This is a genomic window from Pseudomonas protegens CHA0 (assembly GCF_000397205.1).
Classification (GTDB): Bacteria; Pseudomonadota; Gammaproteobacteria; order Pseudomonadales; family Pseudomonadaceae; genus Aquipseudomonas; species Aquipseudomonas protegens.
This window is the reverse complement of record NC_021237.1, coordinates 5,603,330-5,627,578: the sequence shown is the minus strand read 5'-3', so window position 1 is coordinate 5,627,578 and position 24,249 is coordinate 5,603,330. Positions and strand designations below refer to the sequence as shown.

At 61.1% G+C, this 24,249-nt stretch carries 22 protein-coding genes and 2 pseudogenes; 13 read left to right on the top strand and 11 right to left on the bottom strand.

Going from position 1 to position 24,249, the window contains the following annotated elements; all coding sequences use genetic code 11:
* The first annotated feature begins 98 nt into the window (after window positions 1-98).
* The 3 genes and pseudogenes from PFLCHA0_RS25060 to PFLCHA0_RS32435 all read left to right on the top strand — a co-directional run.
* Entirely contained in the window at window positions 99-344 is a 246-nt protein-coding gene (locus tag PFLCHA0_RS25060; protein WP_011063296.1) for a hypothetical protein, read from the top strand.
* Between the two features lie 158 nt (window positions 345-502).
* Window positions 503-784: pseudogene (locus PFLCHA0_RS32440) on the top strand (PAS domain-containing protein); the annotation flags it as partial.
* Between the two features lie 312 nt (window positions 785-1,096).
* A pseudogene (locus tag PFLCHA0_RS32435) lies at window positions 1,097-2,086 on the top strand (methyl-accepting chemotaxis protein); the annotation flags it as partial.
* 31 nt (window positions 2,087-2,117) lie between these two features.
* Here the strand turns inward: PFLCHA0_RS32435 and PFLCHA0_RS25050 are convergent.
* The 5 genes from PFLCHA0_RS25050 to norR all read right to left on the bottom strand — a co-directional run bounded on the left by PFLCHA0_RS25050 (window position 2,118) and on the right by norR (window position 6,501).
* Complete coding sequence (locus PFLCHA0_RS25050; RefSeq protein ID WP_011063294.1) at window positions 2,118-2,867, bottom strand: YkgJ family cysteine cluster protein; 750 nt, start codon at window positions 2,865-2,867, stop codon at window positions 2,118-2,120.
* Between the two features lie 91 nt (window positions 2,868-2,958).
* The gene (locus tag PFLCHA0_RS25045) at window positions 2,959-3,285 is read right to left on the bottom strand and encodes a hypothetical protein (RefSeq protein WP_015636919.1); all 327 of its coding nucleotides are present in this window, start codon (window positions 3,283-3,285) and stop codon (window positions 2,959-2,961) included.
* A 96-nt stretch (window positions 3,286-3,381) separates the two neighbouring features.
* The gene (locus tag PFLCHA0_RS25040) at window positions 3,382-3,861 is read right to left on the bottom strand and encodes a GNAT family N-acetyltransferase (protein WP_015636918.1); all 480 of its coding nucleotides are present in this window, start codon (window positions 3,859-3,861) and stop codon (window positions 3,382-3,384) included.
* Window positions 3,862-3,864: 3 nt separating this feature from the next.
* Entirely contained in the window at window positions 3,865-4,767 is a 903-nt protein-coding gene (locus PFLCHA0_RS25035; protein WP_011063291.1) for a chemotaxis protein, read from the bottom strand.
* 177 nt (window positions 4,768-4,944) lie between these two features.
* Complete coding sequence (norR, locus tag PFLCHA0_RS25030) at window positions 4,945-6,501, bottom strand: nitric oxide reductase transcriptional regulator NorR (RefSeq protein ID WP_015636917.1); 1,557 nt, start codon at window positions 6,499-6,501, stop codon at window positions 4,945-4,947.
* A gap of 156 nt (window positions 6,502-6,657) precedes the next feature.
* Between norR and hmpA the strand changes: the two genes are divergently transcribed.
* The 9 genes from hmpA (at window position 6,658) to queC (ending at window position 15,865) form a co-directional block, all read left to right on the top strand.
* Window positions 6,658-7,839, top strand: a complete 1,182-nt coding sequence (gene hmpA, locus PFLCHA0_RS25025) for an NO-inducible flavohemoprotein (protein WP_011063289.1) — start codon at window positions 6,658-6,660, stop codon at window positions 7,837-7,839.
* Between the two features lie 363 nt (window positions 7,840-8,202).
* Entirely contained in the window at window positions 8,203-8,712 is a 510-nt protein-coding gene (locus PFLCHA0_RS25020; RefSeq protein ID WP_011063288.1) for a disulfide bond formation protein B, read from the top strand.
* A gap of 796 nt (window positions 8,713-9,508) precedes the next feature.
* Window positions 9,509-10,453 (top strand): ubiquinol oxidase subunit II, encoded by a 945-nt coding sequence (cyoA, locus tag PFLCHA0_RS25015; protein WP_011063287.1) that lies wholly within the window; start codon window positions 9,509-9,511, stop codon window positions 10,451-10,453.
* A 3-nt stretch (window positions 10,454-10,456) separates the two neighbouring features.
* A complete protein-coding gene (cyoB, locus tag PFLCHA0_RS25010; RefSeq protein WP_011063286.1) occupies window positions 10,457-12,475 on the top strand; it encodes a cytochrome o ubiquinol oxidase subunit I in 2,019 nt (672 codons plus the stop codon).
* A gap of 3 nt (window positions 12,476-12,478) precedes the next feature.
* Window positions 12,479-13,105: a cytochrome o ubiquinol oxidase subunit III gene (locus tag PFLCHA0_RS25005; protein WP_011063285.1), complete on the top strand. Its 627-nt coding sequence runs from the start codon at window positions 12,479-12,481 to the stop codon at window positions 13,103-13,105.
* Complete coding sequence (cyoD, locus tag PFLCHA0_RS25000; RefSeq protein ID WP_011063284.1) at window positions 13,106-13,435, top strand: cytochrome o ubiquinol oxidase subunit IV; 330 nt, start codon at window positions 13,106-13,108, stop codon at window positions 13,433-13,435.
* A gap of 10 nt (window positions 13,436-13,445) precedes the next feature.
* Entirely contained in the window at window positions 13,446-14,333 is an 888-nt protein-coding gene (cyoE, locus tag PFLCHA0_RS24995; RefSeq protein WP_011063283.1) for a heme o synthase, read from the top strand.
* Window positions 14,334-14,491: 158 nt separating this feature from the next.
* Window positions 14,492-15,046 (top strand): cytochrome b, encoded by a 555-nt coding sequence (locus PFLCHA0_RS24990; RefSeq protein ID WP_015636915.1) that lies wholly within the window; start codon window positions 14,492-14,494, stop codon window positions 15,044-15,046.
* Between the two features lie 120 nt (window positions 15,047-15,166).
* The gene (gene queC / locus PFLCHA0_RS24985) at window positions 15,167-15,865 is read left to right on the top strand and encodes a 7-cyano-7-deazaguanine synthase QueC (protein ID WP_011063281.1); all 699 of its coding nucleotides are present in this window, start codon (window positions 15,167-15,169) and stop codon (window positions 15,863-15,865) included.
* Window positions 15,866-15,959: 94 nt separating this feature from the next.
* Here queC and PFLCHA0_RS24980 read toward each other — a convergent pair whose 3' ends face one another.
* A complete protein-coding gene (locus tag PFLCHA0_RS24980; RefSeq protein ID WP_015636913.1) occupies window positions 15,960-16,841 on the bottom strand; it encodes a queuosine precursor transporter in 882 nt (293 codons plus the stop codon).
* A complete protein-coding gene (locus tag PFLCHA0_RS24975) occupies window positions 16,828-17,430 on the bottom strand; it encodes a helix-turn-helix transcriptional regulator (protein WP_015636912.1) in 603 nt (200 codons plus the stop codon). The genes PFLCHA0_RS24980 and PFLCHA0_RS24975 overlap by 14 nt, the downstream gene beginning before the upstream one ends.
* A gap of 527 nt (window positions 17,431-17,957) precedes the next feature.
* Between PFLCHA0_RS24975 and PFLCHA0_RS24970 the strand changes: the two genes are divergently transcribed.
* Window positions 17,958-19,313, top strand: a complete 1,356-nt coding sequence (locus tag PFLCHA0_RS24970; protein ID WP_015636911.1) for a serine hydroxymethyltransferase — start codon at window positions 17,958-17,960, stop codon at window positions 19,311-19,313.
* Window positions 19,314-19,414: 101 nt separating this feature from the next.
* On the opposite strand, the gene PFLCHA0_RS24965 is transcribed toward PFLCHA0_RS24970, so the two are convergent.
* The 4 genes from PFLCHA0_RS24965 to PFLCHA0_RS24950 form a co-directional block, all read right to left on the bottom strand.
* Entirely contained in the window at window positions 19,415-20,116 is a 702-nt protein-coding gene (locus PFLCHA0_RS24965; protein WP_011063277.1) for a hypothetical protein, read from the bottom strand.
* A gap of 165 nt (window positions 20,117-20,281) precedes the next feature.
* Window positions 20,282-21,208, bottom strand: coding sequence for a CobW family GTP-binding protein (locus PFLCHA0_RS24960; protein WP_011063276.1), 927 nt, complete (start codon window positions 21,206-21,208; stop codon window positions 20,282-20,284).
* Window positions 21,208-22,953: an amidohydrolase gene (locus tag PFLCHA0_RS24955; protein ID WP_015636910.1), complete on the bottom strand. Its 1,746-nt coding sequence runs from the start codon at window positions 22,951-22,953 to the stop codon at window positions 21,208-21,210. The genes PFLCHA0_RS24960 and PFLCHA0_RS24955 overlap by 1 nt, the downstream gene beginning before the upstream one ends.
* Window positions 22,954-23,061: 108 nt before the next feature.
* Window positions 23,062-24,243: a pyridoxal phosphate-dependent aminotransferase gene (locus PFLCHA0_RS24950; protein WP_011063274.1), complete on the bottom strand. Its 1,182-nt coding sequence runs from the start codon at window positions 24,241-24,243 to the stop codon at window positions 23,062-23,064.
* Between the last annotated feature and the right edge of the window lie 6 nt (window positions 24,244-24,249).

Genomic DNA, 24,249 nt, shown 5'->3' with positions numbered 1-24,249 from the left:
CCGGTGGGCCCCGATCAAAGATGGCTGGCGCACAGGTATACTGGCGCCCACTGCGGCCTGCACCCCGGCGCGGATTTCCTTTCTCTCCTGGAGTTTCCATGACTTCCCCTGCACAACCCGCTGCGGATGACGCCCTGAACGTCGACCCGGCCGCTGACGCAACCGCTACCGACACCCCGAGCACAGCGGCGATCCCGGCGTTCAAGTTTCCCTTCAAGCCTTCCGAGTTTGCTCCTGCCAAGAATGCCCAGCAGCCCTGGTACAAAAATGGTGCCAGCAACGGACACACCAAGACCCCCGGCGCAGCGCCTCCCGGCACTCGTCGCTCCATGGGCAAACGCTGATATCGCCGACATTCGCAGAAAAAATCCCGATTTGCGCTTTTTTAATCGCAATGATGGCTAATTGCTTTAAACCTGAGCTGGATCAGTATTTGTGGCATCAGTGCGCTTAGAGTCAGCAGCCCTGCCGACTCCACCCAACACATACGAGCGCGCTATCCATGAAGATCAACCTTCCGGTTACTGGGCGAAACGTGGACTTTGCCCCTGATGCGAATATCCTTTCGACCACTGATCTGACTAGCGCGATCACCTACGCCAACCCTGATTTCATCAAGATCAGTGGCTACAGCCGTGAAGAGTTGCTGGGCTCGCCGCATAACCTGTTGCGCCACCCGGACATGCCCTCCGCGGCCTTCGCCCACATGTGGCGCACCCTCAAGCGCGGCCGTTCGTGGATGGGCATGGTGAAGAACCGTTGCAAGAACGGCGATCACTATTGGGTCAGTGCCTATGTCACGCCCGTGACCCGCGATGGCCAGGCGGTGGAATACCAGTCGGTGCGCACCAAACCCAGCGTCCGTCAGATCGAGGCGGCGGAGCGGGCCTATGCCCAGCTCAACGGTGCCGGCCCCTCGTGGTGGAGCCTGTTGCCGGTGATCAGCCTGCGGTTGCGTCTCTGGGCCTCCATCAGCGCCGGCTTCATCGGCAGCTACGGCGTTTCAGTGTGGCTGCTGCCCGAATCCTGGATGGTCCAGGGGGCCGTGATGGCCATGGGGTGGTGCCTGAGCCTGACGGCGGTCGGCGTGCAAGCGCGTCCACTGGATCGATTGGCCGAGCGCGCCCGGCAGATCGGTGACAACCCCTTGAGCCAGGGCATCTATACCGGCCGTACCGACGAGTTCGGGCGCATCGAGTTCGCCCTGCAGATGCTCGAAGCCCAGGTGGGCGCGGTAGTGGGGCGCATCGGCGATGCGTCCCAGCGCCTGGAGGGGCATGCCGCGGAACTGGTGGAGCATCTGCACAGCAGCCACAACAGCACCCTGGAACAGCAGGCGGAAACCGATCAGGTGGCGGCGGCCATTCACCAGATGGCGGCCAGCGTCGCCGAGGTCGCCACCCATGCCCAGCAGGCCTCGGTGGCGGCGGACCAGGCGGAAAGCGAAACCCGTGAGGGCCACCTGCTGGTGGGCGAAAGCCGCAGTGCGGTGCTGCGCCTGGCCAGCGAGCTGGAGCGGGCCACCGAGGTCATCCATCAACTGGAAAGCCATAGCACCGACATTTCCGGGGTGCTGGAGGTGATCCGCAGCATCGCCGAGCAGACCAACCTGCTGGCCCTGAATGCGGCAATCGAGGCGGCGCGGGCCGGGGAGCAGGGCCGGGGTTTTGCCGTGGTCGCCGATGAAGTGCGCGGGCTGGCCCAGCGTACCCAGGATTCCACCAACGAGATCCAGCGCATGATCAGCACCCTGCAAATGGGCGCGCGCAATGCGGTGGAGGCCATGCAGCACAGCAGCCAGCACCTGGAGAGCAGTGTCGACCAGGCCAAGCGCGCGGCGGTGGCCCTGGACGGCATCAGCCAGCGGGTCAACCAGATTACCGAGATGAGCTTGCAGATCGCCGCAGCGGTGGAAGAGCAGAGCGCAGTCAGCGAGGACATCAACCGCAACATCATCGGCATTCGCAATGCCTGTGAGGCGACCGTCAGTGCCGGCCAGCTCAGCCACGTCAACTCAGGCGACGTGGCCGGGCTGGCGGGGGACTTGCGGCAACTGGCCCTGGAGTTCTGGCACAAGCGCGGCTAGGGCTGTTCGCCGCCCCGCCATTGTCCGCGGCTCAGGCGGCGCGCAGGGAAATGAAGGCGTAGTCCAGAGGCGTTTCACTGACCACCTGGGCACCGGCGGCCTGGACCTGACCGGCGATATCGTCTCCGGACAGGTGAAAGCGCCAGGGCTGGCCCGGTGCTCCGGGTGGTGCAGCCTGGACCTGGTCGATGGCGTTAGCCAGGGCGCCCATGTCCGGCAGGTAAGCGGTGAAACCGTCGCCCTTGAGCGCTGTGGTGCGAATGCCCAGCAAGGCGCAAATGGCTTCCTTGGTGTGGATGTCGTCACGGTCGGCCTGGCGCGAGCGGCGGATCAGCTCGGCCAGCTCCTGATCCACCAGTTCATTCCCCAGAATCAGTTGCGGGCCCTGTTCCCAGGATTCCGGCGGGCATTCCTTGGCCTGCGGGTTGAGGGGAATGTGCGGATTGATTTCCATGGGGTAGATGCGGCACACCAGTGGCCGGCGCTGGTAGATGCGGCACAGCTGGTCTTCGTCAAGATTCCGGCAGGGGCCGACGTTGTAGGCGGCGAAGGTGATCGCCACATAGGCTTCGGTGGCGCCACTGCGGACCCGGCAGGAACGGCGTTCGGCGTGCTCGCGCTGCTGCATCGGCAGCCCCAGGCCATTGCCGAGGAAGGCTTCCACCAGAATGATCACCTGGCCGCCGTCGGCCGCCCAGTCGCGGGCTTCCAGCAGGGTCAGGGGCACGTGGTGATCGTTGCAGCATTTGCCGCAGCCGACGCAGGAAAACTGAGTGTTCATTGCACGAAGCGCCTTGTGGATCAGCAGGAGTCAGGTGGGAAAACCGTCATGGACGCTACCCGGGGCTATGCCGAAGCAAGTTATGCGCCATTCACCGGGCCTTGAGGGCCGGCCGGATCGAGTCCCACTCGCTGACCGCAGCCTGGCCGGTCTGCCTGTTGTACAGGCACAGTTCGATGCCCGATTGGCCGCGCATGTGTTTCTGCGGGTAGCGGCCTTGCAGCAACAGGGCGCTGACGCCGACCTGGTCGGGAAATTGCGCGATGGTTCCCACGGGTTTGGGGTTTTGCAGGCCGCTGGCCTGGGTACAGCTGATTCGGATGGCCTGCTCCAGGGCGGCCCAGGCATCGTCGCTGGAGGCGCTGGCCTGGCCGGTGAGGGTGGCCAGGCAGAGCAGGCACAGAGTCTTGGCGTTCATGGGGCGGCTCCTTGGGGCGCAGGGGCTTTGGGATCGCCGGGGCTGATCCGGCCGTTCGCAGCCTTAGGCGGCGGCTACAGGATAGTGACCGGCGGATCAGTCGAGGGTTTCGTGACGCACGATGTACATGCCTACGCTTTCGTAGAGGCGCCGGGCCCCCAGGTTGCCTTCCAGTACCCGCAGATCGACGCAGCCTTCCCGGCGTTCGGCGAACAGGATGAAGGCTTGCTGCAGCAAGGCGCGCCCCAGGCCCTGGCCGCGCGCTCGGGGGTGTACCACCAGGTCCTTGATGTAGGCGCTGGTCCAGCACTGGGCGACGCCGATCACACCTTCGGCATCCCGGGCCACCAGGCACAGTTCGGGGTCGTATTCGGCATCGCTCTCGAAGGCCTGGCGCCAGCTGTCCAGCACCGGGACGTCGCCGCCACCGTCCTGGTAGCCCAGATGCATCAACTGATGCACAGCCTGCGCATGCTCGGGGCTGTAGTTGTGCACAGTGATGCCGGCAGGCCACTGCGGCGCTGCCAAAGGGGCAGTGAGATCGCGGCGCATCAACAAACAGTGGATCTGGCTCATGCTTCAGGCGCCCTGGGTGGCAATGGTCTTGGCTGCGTCGATCAGGCAGCGGGTCAGTTCTGGCGAGGAAAACTTGGTGAGCACGGCGTTGGCACCGGCCACACGGGCTTTCTCGCTGTTCATGGCGCTGTCCAGGGAGGTGTGCAGCAGCACGTAGAGATGGGCGAAGTCCGGGGTTTCCCGCAGGGTGCGGGTCAGGGCGTAGCCGTCCATCTCCGACATCTCGATGTCCGAGACAATCAGGTTGATCTCGTTGGCCGTGCCTTGCAGTTCCAGCAGGCAGTCGATGGCTTCCTTGGCGCTGCGGGCGGTGTGGCATTGCAGGCCGAGGTTGCGCAAGGTGTGTACCGATTGCTGCAGTGCCACCTGGCTGTCGTCCACCACCAGGATCCGCGCGTTGCCCAGGGCTTCGGCGTCTTCCATGCTCAGCTCGGTGGGCGCCATCTCGATCTGGGCCGGGGCGATGCCATGGATCACTTTCTCGATATCCAGTACCTGCACCAGGGTGCCGTCCACTTGGGTCACCCCAGTGATGTAGGACCGCAAGCCGCCGGAACCGAAGGGCGGTGGACGGATATCGGTGGTCAGGCAATGCACGATCTTGCTCACGGCCTGCACGTGCAGGCCCTGTTTGGAGCGGCTGACGTCAGTGACGATCAGGCAGCCGCTGTCGGGGTCGGCCAGGGGCCGCTCGCCGATGGCCCGGCTGAGGTCGATCACCGACAGCGAGTTGCCCCGCAGGGTGGCGATGCCTTTCACGTGGGGGTGGGATTCGGGCAGCTTGGTCAGCGGCGGGCAGGGAATGATTTCACTGACTTTAAGCAGGTTGATTGCCATCAGCTTGCCGCTGCGCAAGGTAAACAGCAGAAGCGATAGCGAATCTGCGCGGGCTTTGTTGGAGGACATAAAAACCTTCTCTGGAGAAAATTGGCTCGTGGCACGGGCCACGGACAACCATTGATAACGGGTTATCGACGTGTTCAGGGCTGGCTTTAGCGGTGTTCCCGCTTTCCGTCGGCGGCGCGACCCTGGCCGGCAAGCCGGCTCCTGCAGAGGGGCGGGGCGCTTTGTCGGCGCTGGCGTTTACCGCAGGCCCAGGCGCTTGGCCAGGCGGCTCAGGTTGGCCCTGTCCAAGCCTAGCTCACGGGCGGCGCTGGCCCAGTTGTGCTGGTGCCGCTCCAGGCAACTGCTGATCAGTTGGCGCTGGTAGTGGTCGGTGGCCTGGCGCAGGTCGCCGGCTACGGCAGGCATGGCCTGGGTTGCAACAGCAGGCTCGACGGGGGCGCTGGTTCTTTCGCTGGCCCGGGGCAGGTCCAGATCGCCGGCGTCCAGGCTGAGGATCTTCGGTCGCTCGGGGTGGTTGCCCAGCGCTTTCAGAGCGCTGCGCCCGATCAAGTGCTCCAGCTCGCGAACGTTGCCCGGCCAGTGGTAGGCCAGCAGCGCCTGTTGCGCCTCAACGCTCAGGCGCAGGCTGCCCAGGCCCATGCGCGAGCGGTTCTGTTCCAGGAAGTAGCCACTGAGCAGCAGCACATCGCGGCCGCGCTCGCGCAGTGCCGGCACCCGCAGGGGGTAGACGCTGAGACGGTGGTAGAAGTCGGCACGATAGCGGCCGTTGCGCACTTCTTCCGCCAGATCGCGGTTGGTGGCGGCAATCAGGCGCACGTCGACCCGATGCTCCTGGTCCGACCCCAGGCGTTGCAGTTGGCCGCTTTGCAGCACCCGCAGCAGTTTGGCCTGCACGGTCAGCGACAACTCGCCCACTTCATCGAGAAACAGCGTGCCGCCATTGGCCAGTTCGAATTTTCCCCGGCGATCCTGGGTGGCCCCGGTGAAGGCGCCGCGCACGTGGCCGAACAGCTCGCTCTCCACCAGGGTGTCGGGCAGGGCCGCGCAGTTGAGGCTGATGATCGGCTGCTCGGCCCGGGGCGAAGCCGCGTGGATAGCCTGGGCGACCAGTTCCTTGCCGACGCCGGTTTCTCCGGTGATCAGCACCGTCAGGTCGCTGCCGCCCACCAGCTTGATTTCCTCCAGCAAGCGTTTGTGGGCCTTGCTCTGGCCGATCATCTCGCGGTTCTGCCCACTGGCCTGGCGATAGACCTCGGCCCGCTGGTGCTCGTTTTCGGCGCGCTGGGCCAGGCGTTCGATGCGCTGGGCGGCGCTGACCGTTGCGGCGGCGAGGCTGGCGAAGGCTTGCAGGGCATCCAGCTCAATGGGTTCGAAGCGCTGCGGGTCCAGGGCATCGAGGGTCAGCAGGCCCCAGGGGCGCTCGTCGACGAACAGCGGGCAGCCCATGCAGTCATGCACTTCCAGGTGATCATCGAGCCCTTCCACCAGGCCGTCGTAGGGGTCGGGCAAGTCGCTGTCGCTGGCAAAGCGGGTCGGGCCCGGGCTGCTGAGCAGGGCGGCGAAGCGCGGATGCTCGCTGACCTTGAAACGGCGGCCCAGGGTGTCGGTGCTCAAGCCGTTGACCGCCAGGGGCACCAGCCACTCGCCATCCAGGCGTAGCAGTGCGGTGGCATCGCAGGGCAGCAGGGCGCGCAGAGCTTCCAGCAGGCGGCGATAGCGCTCGCCTTCGGGCAGTTCGCGGGACAGGTCGGTGACCAGGGGAAGCAGGGCGGTGAGCAGGGATTTTGCAGTCATAATGACTCCGTGGTGTCTTAATGACTATAAAAGACAGAGTGTCTTTATGACTATATTTATATTAACTTGTTGATATTTAACGTATTTATTTTTGGCACGAAAACTGATTAGGCATAGGAAACCTGCAAGCAGTCATAAAGTCCAGGAGTTGTCCTTATGCTAAGCGTTCAAGATCGTGCCATTATCAAAGCCACTGTGCCCCTGCTCGAAAGCGGCGGCGAAGCCCTGATTACCCACTTCTACCGGATGATGCTCTCCGAGTACCCGCAAGTGCGGCCACTGTTCAACCAGGCGCATCAGGCCAGCGGCGATCAGCCCCGGGCCTTGGCCAATGGTGTTCTGATGTATGCCCGGCACATCGACCAACTGGACCAGTTGGGGGACCTGGTGGCCAAGATCATCAACAAGCACGTCGCCTTGCAGATCCTTCCGGAACATTACCCCATCGTTGGCGGTTGCCTGCTGCGGGCCATTTCCGAAGTGCTGGGCAGCGAGATCGCCACCCAGGAAGTGATCGATGCCTGGGCCGCCGCCTATAACCAGCTGGCGGATATCCTGATCGGCGCCGAGGCGGCGATCTACGACGAGAAAGCCCAGGCGCCCGGCGGCTGGCGCGGTGCCCGTGAGTTCCGGCTGGTGCAGAAGGTGGAAGAAAGCGCGGAAATCACCTCCTTTTATTTCGAACCGCTGGACCAGGGGCCGATCCTCGCCGCTGAACCGGGGCAGTACATCGGTTTGCAGCTCTTTATAGGGGGCGAGGAAATCCGTCGTAACTACTCCCTTTCGGCACTTTCCAACCAGGGCCAGTACCGCATCAGCGTCAAGCGCGAAACCGGCGGCGTGGCCTCCAACTACCTGCATGACCAATGCCCGGTGGGCACCAGCGTCATGCTGTTCCCTCCTGCGGGGGAGTTCACCCTGGCGGCCAGCGACAAACCGCTGGTGCTGATCAGCGGCGGGGTGGGCATCACTCCAACCCTGCCGATGCTGGAGGCGGCGCTGGCCACCGAGCGTCCGGTGCATTTCATCCACTGCGCCCGCAACGGCCAGGTGCATGCCTTTCGCAACTGGGTCGATGAACTGGCCCAGCGGTATCCACAGCTCAAGCGCTTCTATTGCTACGCCGAGGATGACGGTGTCAGCCCGGCGGCGGACAAGCTGGGCATGCTGACCCGCGAGCAACTGGCCGAGTGGCTGCCGGAGCAACGCGACCTGGACGCCTACTTCCTCGGGCCCAAGGGTTTCATGGCCGCGATCAAGCGCCACCTGCAGGCCCTGGGCATTCCCGAGCAGCAGAGCCGCTATGAGTTCTTCGGTCCGGCAGCGGCCCTGGAATAACCACCCCGGCCGGCTTCCCACGGGCGCCGGCCTTTTCTCTCTCCCCTTCGTTTCATGTCGCTCCGGCATTCGCTGATTTTCCCGAAACCGCCTTTATTCTCGGCGTATTTGGTATGGCGGTTAATCCACTCTTAACCTGCTTGTCGCTATTGTCCGCAACTGGCAAAGCGCCCGAAGCCGCGTTGCAGTGGCGCTGTACGTCCCTGCATTCAAAGGTCATGTTCAACGTGTAGACTTCCCGGCAGCCGGGTGTGCCTCTGCGAGTATTGGCCTGCACGCGATCGACGGGTTCATCGAAGACAATCTCGGTCTGCCGCCTCGGGTCTCGGGGGCAGGCTGAACACAACAGAAAAAGGAATAGGGATGAGTGACGACAGACTGGGTTTGGGACGCGAGCGGCGTTTCCTGGTGCTGCTGGGGATTATCTGCCTGGCACTGATCGGCGGAGCCCTGTACATGCAGGTGGTGCTGGGCGAGGCGCCGTGCCCGCTGTGCATCCTGCAGCGTTATGCCTTGCTGCTGATTGCACTGTTTGCCTTCATCGGCGCGGCCATGAGTTCGCGACGTGGGGTCACGGTCATGGAAACCCTGGTGGTCATCTGCGCCCTCGCCGGCGCGGGCGTGGCGGGGCACCATGTGTACACCCAGTTCTACCCCTCGGTGAGCTGTGGCATCGATGTACTGCAGCCGATTGTCGACAGCCTGCCGTTGGCCAAGATCTTCCCCCTGGGCTTTCAGGTGGACGGTTTCTGCTCCACGCCGTACCCGCCGATCCTGGGTCTGTCCCTGGCCCAGTGGGCGCTGGTGGCGTTCGTGCTGACGGTGATCCTGGTGCCTCTGGGTGTGGTACGCAATCGCAAGAAAACCTACTGATTCACTCGTAAAAGCCCCGGCCTTCCGATGGGGGGCCGGGGCTTTTTTGTGCCGTTCATTCGGCACCTGAAAAGTCCGTGATTTGCGGCAAGCGCAGGTGCGGCAAAAGTGCGACATGTTGTCACAGTGCCGCGGTCGCAGAGGGGCGGTTGAGTCGCTGCAACAGACTGCATTCTGGCGCGCTGGTTCAATGAGAGCCTGTCAGTTTGTGTACGCGAGCCTGTCGGCCGAGAACCATAGCCTGCTATCGATACAAATCTTCACAGCGCCCGTTTTACAAGGGGTGAAGCCTGATGGAAGGCGGCCCTCAGGGGGGATCGAGAGTCCTGGAAGGGGGGTGTTTCAGGTCCTTTTTGGGGCTTTTTGTTGCAAATGAAAATCGCTATGATTGCGATCCTTCGCAACAATCATGAGGGATTGTTGCGCCATGGGATAAAAATTATTTCGGGATAAGACATGGTTTATAAAACGCGACATATCTACAATCGCCCGCACTGAATTTCCGACGCTGCTCAACCCTGAGCACACGAGGACGGTCGAGGGGCGGATAGAGCGCTCCATGCGACTGCGGGTGTCGGCGCCTTCCAAACTTCCGCACCAAATGGAATTGGTCTGTAACAAGGCCTTTGACCACGAGATCGAATAAGAACCACTGCTAGCCCGGGATGTGTCGTTGAGCGCTTAACGCAACGGGCAGGCCCTTATTCAATTGAAGAAAAATGCCAACCCTTGGCAGGGTGAAGTGTTGGCGATCAAAACCCAACTGCATTGCGCAAGCTGCTTTAGAGGTCGTGAGATGAGTAAAAACAGGTACCCCAGATTACTAGGCTTATTGCCGCTGCTCGGCATGTTAATGCTGGGAGGCTGCAAGTGGACCTTGCTCGATCCCAAGGGTCAGGTCGGTCTGGATGAACGAAACCTGATCATCACGGCAACCATCCTGATGCTGCTGGTGGTTGTGCCGGTCATCATCATGACCTTCGCCTTCGCCTGGAAATACCGCGCCTCCAACAAGGACGCGACCTACGCGCCGAAGTGGTCCCACTCCACCAAGATCGAGATCGCGGTGTGGCTGGTTCCGGTGCTCATCATCATTGCCCTGGGTTATGTCACCTACAAGTCGACCCACGCCCTGGACCCTTACCGTCCGCTGGATTCCGACGTCAAGCCAGTGACCATCGAAGTGGTCGCCATGGACTGGAAGTGGCTGTTCATCTATCCCGACCAAGGGATCGCCACCGTCAACAAGATCGTTTTCCCGGCCCATACCCCGGTGAACTTCCGCGTGACCTCCGACACCGTGATGAACTCGTTCTTCATCCCGGGCCTGGGCGGCCAGATCTACGCGATGGCGGGCATGACCACCAAGCTGCACCTGATTGCCAACCAGAACACCGAACTTGAAGGTATCTCCGCCAACTACAGCGGCGCGGGTTTCACCGGCATGAAGTTCAAAGCGATCGCTACCAGTCAGGAAGATTTCGACGCCTGGGTAAACGAAGTCAAGAAGGCACCTAAACAGCTGGACACCGCTGAATACGAAGCCCTTTCCAAGCCAAGCCAGAACAATCCTGTAGAGCTCTACTCCGCCTACGCGCCAAACCTGTTCCAGACCGTCATCGACAAGTATGAAGGCATGAAACCGGGCAAGCCGCTCAAGCACGAGAAGAAAGAAAAGGAAGTGGCCGCAACGGAAGGGATGGACGTGAGTTCGCATTCAGCTGCCGGGGCAGAGGAGTAAACGATGTTTGGTAAATTAAGTCTGGAAGCGATTCCGTTCCACGAGCCGATTGTCATGGTCACCGTTGCCATGATTCTGCTCGGTGGCGTGGCGCTGTTCGCGGCAATCACCTACTTCAAGAAGTGGACCTACCTGTGGACCGAGTGGCTGACGTCCGTCGACCACAAGAAAATCGGTGTGATGTACATCATCGTCGCCATGGTCATGCTGCTGCGTGGTTTTGCCGACGCCATCATGATGCGTACCCAGCTGGCCATGGCCACCGAGGGTTCGCCTGGCTACCTGCCACCTGAACACTATGACCAGATCTTCACCGCTCACGGTGTGATCATGATCATCTTCATGGCGATGCCATTCTTCACCGGCCTGATGAACCTTGTCGTGCCGCTGCAGATCGGCGCGCGTGACGTGGCCTATCCGTTCCTCAACTCCCTGAGCTTCTGGCTGCTGGTTTCGGGCGTGGTGCTGATCAACCTGTCCCTGGGCGTTGGCGAATTCGCCAAGACCGGCTGGGTTGCCTATCCGCCGCTGTCGGGCTTGCAATACAGTCCGGGCGTGGGTGTGGACTACTACATCTGGGCGCTACAGCTATCAGGGCTGGGGACAACGCTGACGGGGGTCAACTTCCTGGCCACCGTGCTGAAAATGCGTACCCCGGGCATGAAGATGATGGACATGCCGATCTTCACTTGGACCTGCACCTGGGCCAACGTGCTGATCGTGGCTTCGTTCCCGATCCTCACCGCTACCCTGGCACTGCTGACGCTTGACCGTTACATGGATTTCCACATTTTCACCAATGAACTTGGTGGCAATCCAATGATGTACGTGAACCTGTTCTGGGCCTGGGGTCACCCCGAGGTGTACATCCTGATCCTGCCGGCGTTCGGTATCTTCTCCGAAGTGATCTCGACCTTCTCCGGCAAGCGCCTGTTCGGCCACCATTCGATGATCTACGCTTCCGGCGCGATCTCGGTACTGGGCTTCATGGTCTGGCTGCACCACTTCTTCACCATGGGTTCGGGGGCCAGCGTCAACGCCTTCTTCGGCCTGGCGACGATGCTGATCTCGATTCCGACGGGGGTGAAGCTGTTCAACTGGCTGTTCACCATCTACCACGGCCGTCTGCGCATCACCAGCCAGGTTCTGTGGACCCTGGGCTTCATGGTGACCTTCGCCATCGGCGGCATGACTGGCGTACTGCTGGCCATTCCGGGTGCCGACTTCGTTCTGCACAACAGCCTGTTCGTGATCGCTCACTTCCACAACGTGATCATCGGCGGCGCGGTATTCGGCTACATCGCCGGCTTCAGCTTCTACTTCCCGAAAGCCTTCGGCTTCAAGCTGCATGAAGGTTGGGGCAAGGCTGCGTTCTGGTTCTGGATCTCCGGCTTCTTCGTCGCGTTCATGCCGCTCTATGCACTGGGCTTCATGGGCATGACCCGTCGTCTGAACGCCACCACCAACCCTGAGTGGGTGCCGTACCTGTACGTCGCCATGGTAGGTGCGGTGATGATCGCCGTGGGTATCGCCTGCCAGCTGATCCAGCTGTACGTCAGCGTGCGTGACCGCAAGCAGAACATGTGTGTATCCGGCGACCCTTGGAACGCCCACACCCTGGAATGGTCGACCTCGTCGCCACCTCCGTTCTACAACTTCGCGGTACTGCCGAAAGCCGAAGGCATCGATCCGTTCACCGAAGCCAAGGAAAACGGCACTGCCTACGCGCAGCCTGGCCGCTACCAGCCGATCCACATGCCCAACAACACCGCTACCGGTCTGGTCATGGGTGCTCTGCTGACCGTGTTCGGTTTCGCCATGATCTGGCACATCTGGTGGCTGGCCATCGCAAGCCTGGCCGGCACCGTGATCTATTTCGCGATCCACGCTGCCCGTGATGATCAAGGCTACATGGTGCCGGTCGAAACGATCGAGCGCATCGAAGCCGAACAGCACAAGCGTCTGGTATCGGAGAACAAGATCCCGGCTACCCGTGTTGAAACCTCGTTGGAACAGGCTTAATCCATGTCGAACTTAGTGACCAATGCTGGACACGCCCATGTCGATGACCATGGGCACGATGACCATCACCACGACTCGGGCGAGATGACCGTATTCGGTTTCTGGCTCTACCTGATGACCGACTGCATTCTGTTTGCGTCGATCTTCGCGGTATACGCGGTACTGGTTAACAACGTAGCGGGTGGCCCGTCGGGCCACGACATCTTCGAACTGCCATACGTACTGGGTGAAACCGCCCTGCTGCTGTTCAGTTCGATCACCTACGGCTTCGCCATGCTGGCGTTCTTCCGGGGCAACAAGAAGCAGGTACTGGGCTGGCTGGCCATGACCTTCCTGTTTGGCCTGGGCTTCATCGGCATGGAGATCAACGAGTTCCACCTGCTGATCTCCGAAGGCTATGGCCCTAGCCGTTCCGGCTTCCTGTCCGGGTTCTTCACCCTGGTCGGTACCCACGGTCTGCACGTGACCAGCGGTCTGATCTGGATGGCGATCATGATGTACCAGGTGCAGAAAAACGGCCTGACGGCGACCAACAAGACCCGTCTGAGCTGCCTGAGCCTGTTCTGGCACTTCCTGGACGTGGTGTGGATCTGCGTATTCACCGTTGTTTACCTGATGGGGACTATGTAAATGGCCAACACACACTCCCACGACGAAGCCGGTCACGGCAGCGTCAAGTCCTACGCCATCGGCTTCATCCTGTCGGTCATCCTGACACTGATCCCGTTCGGCCTGGTGATGTACCCATCGCTGCCCAAAGACGTGACCCTGTGGATCGTCCTGGCGTTCGCAGTCATCCAGGTGCTGGTGCACCTGGTGTACTTCCTGCACCTGGACCGTTCCGAAGCACAGCGCAACAACGTGGTGGCGTTCATCTTCGCCGCGTTGGTCATTGTTCTGCTGGTTGGTCTGTCGTTGTGGATCATGTTCAGCATCCACACCGTCATGATGGCGAAGTGAGGTAAACCCGATGTCGCTCAAGCACTTTATCCAAATCACCAAACCGGGGATCATTTTCGGTAACGTGCTTTCTGTGGCAGGCGGGTTCTTCCTGGCCTCGAAAGGGCATGTCGATCTGGCCATTTTCCTGGCCGCCATGATCGGCACCTCGCTGGTGGTAGCGTCCGGTTGCGTGTTCAACAACTGCATCGACCGTGACATCGACCTGAAGATGGAGCGCACCAAGAACCGCGTGCTGGTCCAGGGCCTGATTTCCCTGGAAGTGGCACTGGTCTACGCCTCTATCCTCGGTGTCGCCGGCGTCGCCCTGCTGTACTACGTGGCCAACCCGTTGGCCGCGTTGTTCGCGGTAATCGGCTTTGTCATCTACGTCGGCTTCTACAGCCTGTACCTCAAGCGCAAGTCGGTTCACGGCACGCTGGTGGGCAGTCTGTCCGGGGCCATGCCGCCAGTGATCGGCTATGTCGCGGTCAGCAACAGCTTCGACATGGCTGCGCTGACCCTGCTGGTGATGTTCAGCCTGTGGCAGATGCCGCATTCCTACGCTATCGCGATCTTCCGCTTCAACGATTACCTGGCCGCATCGATTCCGGTGCTGCCAGTGAAGCGTGGCATCCGCGTGGCCAAGAAGCACATCCTGCTCTACATCCTGGCATTCCTGGTGGCGACCCTGATGCTGACCTTCAGCGGTTACGCCGGCATGAGCTACCTGGCGGTAGCGGCGGCCATGGGCATGTACTGGTTGTACATGGCCTGGACCGGCTACAAGGCAGTGGATGACACCGTGTGGGCGCGCAAGCTCTTCGTGTTCTCGATCTTCACCATCACCGCGCTGAGCGTGATGATGTCGGTGGATTTCAAGGCCCCGACCGAGCTCCTGCTGACCTACGCACACTAAGCTGTCCAGGCCACAGGAAAAGCCCCGCCTTCGCAAGAAGCGCGGGGCTTTTTTCATTGCGCTGGGTTGATGGTCACATCATTTAAAGTTTTTCGGCCCGAAGGCCTGGCCTGGCCGGGTAAAATGCGCCGTTCGTGGATAGAACCTGAGTGGATGCAATGGAAAACCGTATTGAACTGTACGACTCGAAGGTGCGCTATGGCGTCATCAGTCGCGGACTGCACTGGGCCATGGCCCTGGCCTTTGCCTGGATCTACAGCACCACCAGTGCGCATTACCTGATGGCCGATTCGGCCCTGGACAAGTTCCTCTGGCCGACCCACAAGCAAGTCGGCCTGCTGTTGATGGCCCTGCTGCTGGTGCGTGTGGTCTGGAGCCTGTTGAACCGTCATCGCCGGCCGCCGAGCCTCAACCTTGCAGCAACCCTGGGGCATGGGCTGCTGTATGCCGGGATGTTTGCCATTCCGTTTCTCGGCCTGTTGCGTCAGTACGGCTCGGGTCGCGCCTTTTCCGCCTTCGGTCTGCCGGTAATGAACGGCTTCGACGGGCCGAAGATCCAGTGGATGACCGAGCTGGGCAACAATTTCCACAGCCTCCTGGGCTGGACCCTGCTGGTGCTGATCGTCGGCCATGTGGCGGCGCTGATCCTGCACTGCATCAAGGGCCAGGGGCATATTCTGCGGCGCATGGCCGGCAGTGCACGCTCGGCGTGAGCCGCGCACCCGAACACGGAAAAGCCCCGCCTTCGAGAGACGCGCGGGGTATTTTATTGAGAGCCCTTGCGTGGGCTGCCCAACTATTCAAATGACCCAACTCATGCAGGAAGCAGAATGATGAAGAAAACAGCGGTTATCGTGTTCAGCGGCGGACAGGACTCGACAACCTGTCTGATCCACGCCTTGCCGCTCTATGACGAAGTGCACTGCATTACGTTCGACTATGGCCAGCGGCACCACGCGGAAATCGAGACCGCGCAGCGGCTATCCAAGCAGTTGGGGGCGACCGTGCACAAAGTGCTGGACGCTTCGTTACTCAACGAACTGGCGATCAGCAGCCTCACTCGGGACAACATTCCGGTGCCCACGGTGAACAGTTCAGGCGAGAGCTTGCCCAGCACCTTTGTACCCGGAAGAAACATCCTGTTCCTTACCCTGGCCTCTATCTATGCCTATCAGGTAAAAGCCGAGACCGTGATTACCGGAGTGTGCGAGACCGATTTCTCGGGTTACCCCGATTGCCGCGATGAATTTGTAAAGGCATTGAACAAGGCCCTCGAACTGGGCATGGAGTACAAGTTGCGCCTCGAGACTCCACTGATGTGGCTGAACAAGGCAGAAACCTGGGCTCTGGCGGACTACCACAATCAACTGGAGCTGGTTCGCGAGCAAACCCTGACTTGCTACAACGGCATCATGGGCAGTGGCTGCGCCAACTGCGACGCCTGCAATCTGCGGGCAAAAGGCTTGAACGCTTATCTGGAGAACAAGACGCAAGTCATGGATAGCCTGAAGAGCAAGATGGGTCTGAAGTGAGGATTTGAGCAGCTTGCTGCCCTTGGAGCCCAACACTGAACCTGCCTGGCAGATAGGTGTTGAGCTCCGGCGTCGCTCTACAAACAGCGATCGATCATTTTGCCTGGCTATCCGTTATGTATCTCTTGAACAGTGATCGTGCGCCATAGGCGGGCAATATATTGAAGAATGCAAAACAGACCTTGATTGCGATCTGAACATAAATCATGTTCAGGATGTCGTTGTTTTGCATGGATCCATAGAATGCGATGTAGCAAAACACGAAGCTGTCGATGATGACCGCAAACAAGGTGCTGAGGAATATCCGCAGAAATAGGAATCTGGAATTTGTGAGTTCCTTTATCTTGCACAGCAAATATGAGTTTATGTTTTCAGAAACAAGGAAGGAAACGGAAGACGCTACGAGTACAGACGACACCTGGATAATAACGTCGTTATAAGGTGTATCGAGTTTCCAGCCTGGCAGTCCGGGGAGAAAAGTGGACGCGTAGAGCAGGATGATGATCATGGCGTTGCTTGCAAATGCAAACAGAATGGCTCTTCTGGCGAGCCTGAGTCCGAAGTTCTCGTTCAGCAGGTCAACGATCAGGAATGTCAGAGGGTACAGAAAGGTGCCGGGGGTAATAATGATGTCGAGGGATTCAAGGTAGATCGGCTTTGTTGCAGCGATGCTGGTGAAAATATAAAAGGTAAAGAGCAGCAGGTTGAGGATGATGTAGATCATCCATGAGTTTTCATTGCGGTCGTTCAAGTCGTATGCAGTAAGTGTTCCTCCTTGGGAGTAGAACTTTTTATACAGGTTTTTAACTTCCATTTTGTTTAAGTTATCCATTATTTCGCTGTTCACTACTTCGCTCAGCTTTATTTTTATGACCTTGCCGGTGTCGATGATCATGATCACGGCCAGGTTTTTATTGTTCTCAAACCCCAGAAGCTTGTACTTGCTGTTCTCGATATCACCTTCATAGGCAGTCATTGAAGCGTTCCTCAATGATATCGCCGACAACGGATATACGATCTGGGTCGAAGACGACCTCGTTCATGATCAGCAGTTTCCTGGTCTGTTTGTCGTAAGCCAGTTTTTCCTTTTCATCGGTGATCGTCCCCTTTTGCACGATCAGCAGGCCGCCGACCTCATACATGCCCTTGATATCGTTTTCCAGGCGCACGGCTATCAAGTTAGAGGATGTACCGAAGTAGTAGGTCAATGGGAAACAAGTGGCGAGTTCGCCAATACGTTTATCCATGTTGGCCATCAACTGGCTTTCCTTGAGGATCGGAACAGCAGCCGGGTTCATGTTCCCTTGCGGGGAAATGCTGCTTTCGATGATCTCCTTCTCTTCAAAGTCGACGGTTTCTATTTCCTCATAGGAAATGCCGAAGAAGTCGGAGATTTTTCGAATGGTGGACTGCTGGACGTTGCTGACCTTGCCTTCCAGGATGTTGTATATGGTTGTTCTGGTCAGGCCACTGGCGTTGCATAAAGACAGTTGTGTCTCTCCGCGACTTTTAATCAGGTATTTGATATTGCTTTTTAAATACTCTGTTCTTTCTCTTCTGTGCATCAAATGCCTCACCATTTCCTTATAGTCGTAATGCATCGAATTTTTTAGCGTTCACATCGCGCATGACATCGATTGCCTGGTGCCAATAGCGGGATCACTGTGGCAGAAGCCTGTCAGTTGCTTGTGTGTTGTCTGGTAATTCGCTAGTGCTCCTTTAGCCAGCCTGTATCCGTCCTGGGATACTTCGCTACGGGGACTGTGGGCGATCAAGTCGCTGAGAGGGGCCGGTTTGCACAGGGCCGCAACGGACAAGTGTTGCATGCGTCAGCCATGACAATAAAGCCCCAGGGGTTGGGCATTATCACTCTCGCCCTGAGGCTTGCACCGGCAAGGCTGCGCCGATGTCCTTCCACTTCAAAAAAGAAGCATTTAACTTTAGGGATGTTTAATTTTTTGATTAATTCTGTTACGCCTTATACAGTCTTGACCCAGGGCCCGGATCAGCCCGATTCACACCAACGAACGTAAAACCCAGGAAGCACGTCCTCGTTCGTGGCGCGCAGCACTCAAGGAAGGGGCACAGATTTATGGCAGCCGATACCGAACCACTGAGGAACCAGGCCGACTTGCTGCGATGTGGCTTGGCGGACCTGCGAACAGAAGACGCCGAGCTGGCCAGGATCCTGGACGCTGAAGTAAGCCGGCAACAACGCACGCTTTCCCTGGTTTCATCCTCCTGTGCAGCCACCCCCAGAAGCCTTGCCGCCTCGGCCTCGGCGCTGGTCAACGTGACGGCGCAGGGGGTTGCGGGCAAACGCCATCACGCCGGGTGCGAAAACGTCGATCTGGTGGAATCCCTGGCGATCCGCAGGGCACGGGAGCTGTTTGCCGCGCAATACGCCGCGGTGCAATCGCACTCGGCCTCGAACGCCAACTACCAGGTGTTGTCCGCGCTGCTTGAGCCGGGGGACACCCTGCTCGGGATGGCCCTGGATCATGGCGGCGACCTGACCCACGGCAGCTCCCTCGCTTTTACCGGTGCCCACTACAAGGCGATCCGCTACGGCACCACGGCCCAGGGCACCATCGACTACCAGGAGGTACGTCAGCTGGCGATGGCCCATCGCCCGCGCATCATCATCTGTGGGGCAACGGCTTATTCGCGGGTCGTGGACTTCCAGCGTTTTCGCGACATTGCCGATGAAGCCGGGGCCATCGTCCTTGCCGACATCTCCCATATCGCCGGCCTGGTTGCCACGGGGCGTCATCCGAGCCCGATCGATGTGGCGCACGTCACCACCACTTGCACCCACAAACAGCTCGCCGGGCCACGCGGCGGCCTGATTCTTTCCGGGCGGGACGCGGACACCAAGGTGCCCGGCCTGAGGTCGAGCTTTCGTCGGGTGCTCGACCAGGCAGTTTTCCCCGGGATGCAGGGGGCGCCTGCAGTCAACATGATCGCCGCCAAGGCGGCCGCGCTGGGCTATGCCATGTCTGCACAGTTCGATGCCTACATGGGGCGGATTCGCGCCACGGCGGATGAAATGGCCTGCGCGTTCATGGCGCGGGACTACGAGGTAATGGGCGGCGGGACGGAAAACCACACGATCCTGTTGCGTTTGCCTAAGGGCATCAGCGGCTCCCTCGCCGAATCGGCATTGGAAAAGTGCGGAATCATCGTCAGCAAAAAACGCGCACCGGGGGAGACTCGATCGTCATTTGCCGCCAATGGCTTGTGTATCGGCACGGGCTCCATCGCACAGCGCTATGTGGACCCCCAGGGCTGCCGGCAGATCGTCGACCTGGTGTGCCGGATACTGGATCAGCTGCAGCCGCGGGGCGAGCAGCCATACGTTCTGGAGCCCGCGCAGCAGGAGCGCTTCCGGCTGGAGACCGAGGCGTTGTGTGCGATGTACCCCATCCTTGAGTACGGGGATCGCTGAAGATAGAAAAGCCCCGTCTTCACGCTGGAATACGGGGCTTTTCAGGTCTGCAGAAGGCTGTGCTGGCGCTTCGCGAGCAAGCTCGCTCCTGCAGCGGCGGGTTACAGCTGTTGTTGCGCGCTGTAGCCTTCGAACGCGGTCTGCTGCTGGATCGCGGTAACGATGTTCTTGCGGGTGGCCTGCTGTTCGTTGCCATCCTTGTCGAGGAACATCTCGCTTTCCAGTTCCGCCTCGTCGCCTTCACCGACAAAGCTGAAACCGAGGAATTCGAAGGCTTCACGGTCGACGTTGGCCTTGGAGCGCGGGCGCATCGGCAGGGTGACGCTGACGCCGTCCTTGCTGATGGCGAACACTTCCATTTCCTTCTTCGGACGCGCCTTGCTCTTGCCGCCGCTGGGGTTGCTGATGGCCTGGTGGGTCTGGTTCAGCACCTTCAGGGCCAGGCCGTAGACCAGCTCCTGGAAGTCCGGATCGTCCTTGTAGCTGGAGAGAATCCGGCTGATGGGGAATTTCTTGCTCAGGTCTTCCAGGGCGGCCAGGTCGGCGGCCTCGGCGTCTTTGAGCTGCTTGAGCTGGCCCATGAGTTCATAGGCGGTGTCGTCGTCAAAGCGGTCGTGGGCCTGGCGAATCGCTGCGCGCAGTTCGCGAATCTGGTCACTTTCTTTCGAGGTGTGGAAGGCGTCGAGCACCATCTCGCTGATAGTCTTGGCCTGGGACACGTGTTGTGAAAGATGAATGGCGTTTTCGTATTCGGCCTTGTTGGACAGGGCGACTACGGATTCTTCGGTGTTGGAATCAGGCATTGAACATCCACTACTTGGTTTAACAGGTTTGAGGCGCGAAAGGCCCAGGGGGATTTTCGGGGGCGCCTAATCTATTGGACCCGGGCCCTATTGTCACGGACCAAGCGACGGCCCGGCAGCCGCGCCTCTTTCAGACCGGCCTTCGCGCCACAGATTCCCTGTCGTTCAAAGCACTTGTGTATCGCTGACCCCAGCCTCCAGTTCCTGGCGCAGATCGCTGCCTCGGCGGGCGATGAATACCAATTGCGCGGCATGCTCGGTGGGCTGATCGGCGGCCAGGGTGAACTGGCTGCGGTTGCCCACATGCTGCAACCAATAAGGTTGTTCATTGCCTTCAAGGCGCACCAGGCCCTTGAGGCGCAGCAGGTCGGCTGGCAGGCGCGCCAGCCAGTCCCGCAAAGCCTTGGGCTGCAGCGGTCGCGAGCTTTTCCACACCCAGCTTTCGAACAACTGGTCGTGGGCCTGGGGCAGGGCCTTGAACAGCACTTCGGTGGAGCGCACCGGCGGCGCCAGCAGCAGCTCGGGGGGCAGCTCGGCCTGCACCGTGTCGAATACCGGGGCGCGATTGCCGAGGCTGGCGCGGATGCTCTGCAATTGCTCGGCGCTCACCAGGTCGGCCTTGTTCAGCAGCACCCAGTCGGCGCAGGCCACCTGGGCTCGGGACAGGCGGGCCATTTCCCCTTCCAGGTCCTGGTAGCCGCTGGCATCCACCAGGGTGATCACCGCGTCCAGGTGCAGGCGGTTGCGCAGTTGCGGGTAGCCGATGGTCTGCACGATGCGCTGCGGGTCGGAGACGCCGCTGCACTCGATGACAATTCGCTCCAGGGCCGGGCGCAGCTTGGACAGGCTCACCAGTTGCGCCAGCAGGTCCTCCTGCACGGTGCAGCAGATGCAGCCGTTCTGCAGGCTGTACACCGCGTCGGTGACCTCGGCGATGATCGCCGCATCGATGTTCAGCTCGCCGAAATCGTTGACGATCACCGCCAGCCGGCCGCTGTCGGCGCGTTGCACCATGCGGTTGAGCAGGGTGGTCTTGCCGGCGCCGAGAAAGCCTGCAACCACGGTTACCGGGATGCTCGGGGTGCTGTTCATTATTCCTTGCCCTCGATCACCGGTGGCAGGCCTTCCCACACCGCTTGCAGCGGGGTGTCGCTGAAGGTGCCCTGGCGGTCGTAGACCAGTTGCCCCTCGACGAAGGTCAGTTGCACCTGGGTGTGGTGGATGTAGTTGCGTGCGTCCTGGGCGAACAGGTCGCGGTCGAGGACGATCAGGTCCGCCGACTTGCCGGCCTCCAGGCTGCCGGTCAGGTGCTCCAGGCCCATAGCGTGGGCGCCGTTGAGGGTCGCTACTTGCAGGGCCTGTTCCAGGCTGATGGGGTCACCGAAGGTGTCAGGTTCCTGGTTCCACGGGTTCTGCCGGGTGACCATGGTTTCCAGGGCCAGCCATGGATCGATGGACGCCACCGGCCAGTCGGTGCCGAACACCGCGATGCCACCAGCTGCCAGCACGCCCTTGAAGTCATAGATGCGCTTGAGGCGTTCCTGGCCGTAGCCGGAGCGTGCGCCGCTGGCGAACGGAGTCGGGTACCAGGCTGCCGGAGAGAACTCGGCGATCACGTCCAGGGCCTGGAAACGCTTGAGGTTGCCCGGGTGCAGCAGGGTGCTGTGGGCGCACTGGTGACGGATGCCGCTGTTGCCGTTGCGCCGCCGGGCCTCGGCCACGGCATCGAGGAACACGTCGGAGGCGCCGTCGCCGGTGCAGTGGGCGATCACCCGCAGGCCGCGCTTGTCCATGTCCACCACCATGTCGGTGATGTGTTCCGGGGTCAGGTTGAGCTTGCCGCGCCAGCTCGACTCTTCCGGCCAGGGGGTCAGCAGGTAGGAAGACTTGGGCTCCACGGTGCCATCGAAGTGGAACTTCACCGCGTTGGCACTCAGGCGCGCGCTGCGATAGAAATGCCGCTCGCCACTGAGCAGTTCCCAGCGCCGGCGCACCGGGAAGATGTCGTCCTGCCAACTGATGGCGGCTTCCACCCGCAGGGTCAGCTCGCCGGCATCGTCCAGTTCCTTGAGGGCCTGCAGGCGGTTTTCGCAGACGTGCACGTACTTGGTGGCGGTGACCCCGCGAGAGGTCTGGAAGTGCACGCCATCGCGATAGGCGCGGCGCAGCACCGACACCGGAGTCGGCGGCATGGCGGCATGGATCAGGGCGTAGGCACCGTCGATCAACAAGCCGTTGGGTTCGCCGGTCAGCTCGTCGCGCTCCAGGTAGCCGTTGCGCGGGTCGCTGGTGTGGCGGTCGATGCCGGCCAGTTCCAGGGCCTTGGAGTTGACCATCATGGTCCCCCACATGCGGTCCAGCAGGGCTACCGGGCGGTGCGGCATGACGCTGTCGAGCCATTCGCGGCCCGGGGTCAGCCCGGCTTCGCGGAAGGTGTAGCGCACCCAGTACTGGCCGTAGATCCAGCCGTCGCCGGGATGGCTGTCGGCATAGGCGTGGATCGCGGCTGCCAGTTGCTCCGGGGTCGGGTCTTCGATGCCCACGTCCAGGTCGTCGGCGTAGCGCGGGGCCAGGGCCAGGTCCGGGTGGGTGTGCATGTCATGCAGGCCGGGCATGCAGAAGGCCCCGTCCAGATCGTGCTGGCGGGTATTGGGCCCGATCAGCGAGGCCAGGGAAGCGAGGCTGCCCACCGCGATCAGCTTGCCCTGGCGGATGGCCACGGCGTCGGCCCAGGGCTGGGCCGGATCGAGGGTGTACATCCGGCCGTTGTGCAGCACCAGTTCAGCGTATTGATCGACGGCGCTATGGGTGGAGTTGAATTGGTCGGAAGCGGTCACGGGGTCAACCTCTCAAGCAGGGGGCCCTTCAAAGGTGGGCAAAAAAGTAAGGCGCAGCAGTGTTCTTGTCGGAGGTACCAGGGCCGCTGGGCGGCCCGGGTCATGCATTCAGCGTTGTGCGCCCAGGGTTTCGACAAAGCCGGCAATGCGCTGGCAGGCGTCCTTGAGCACCTCGTCGGCGACGGTGAAGGAGATCCGCACGAAGCCCTCGGCACTGGCGCCGAAAGCCTGGGCGTCGAGCACCGAGACCCCGGTGGCGCGGAACAGCTGCCAGGCGAAATCCATGCTCGACAGGCCGGTGCGGCGTACGTCCACCAGCATGAACATCCCGGCTTCCGGCTCGCGGCAGTCCAGCAGTTGCACCTGCTTGAGGCCCGCCACCACCAGGTCGCGGCGCCGGCGATAGACCTCGCGGGCGCTGCCGATCACTTCTTCATCGAGCTCCAGGGCCTTGAGCGCGGCTTCCTGGATAAACCCCGGCAGGCCGTAGAGCATGCACAGCAAGAGGTTGTCCAGATGCCCGACCAGGGCCGGCGGGGCGATCACCCAGCCCACGCGCCAACCGGTCATGGCATGGGTTTTCGACAGGCTGTTGAGGATTACCGTGCGCTCGGCCATGCCCGGCAGCGAAGCGATGCTCAGGTGTTCGCGGTCGTAGGTCAGTTGCCCGTAGACCTCGTCGGAGATCACCCAGAGGTCATGCTTGCGCGCCACCTCGGCCACGGCTTCCAGCTCCTCACGGCTGTAGACGTTGCCGGTGGGGTTGCACGGGGTGGCCAGGGCAATGCCGCGAGTCTTGTCGGTGAGCGCCGCTTCCAGGGCCGCGGCGGTCAGGCGAAAGCCATTGGCCGCCGGCTGCTGGACGCAGGCGATCTGCGCCCCCGAGGCGTGGATGCAGGCCTCGTAGGTCAGGTACATGGGTTCTGGCACCAGCACTTCGTCGCCGCTGCTGAACAGGCACAGCGATGTGGCGAACAAGCCGTTCTGCGCACCCGCCACCAGCGCCACGTTGTCGGCGCTGACCTCGATGCCCAGCAGGCGGCGCTGCTTGGCGGCGATGGCCTCACGCAGGGCCGGGCGGCCGAGGACGTGGGTGTAGTGGGTGTCGCCTTGCTCCAGGGCGGCACTGGCGGCGGCGCTGATGCGCTCGTCGGTGGCGAAGTCCGGGTCACCGACGCTGAGCACGATCACGTCTTCGCCGCGCCCACGGGCCTCGATGGCCGCGTAGTGGATGTCCCAGGCGCTGACGGATTCGCCGCTGATGCGCTGTACGAAAGGTGAGTAACGCATGTTGTT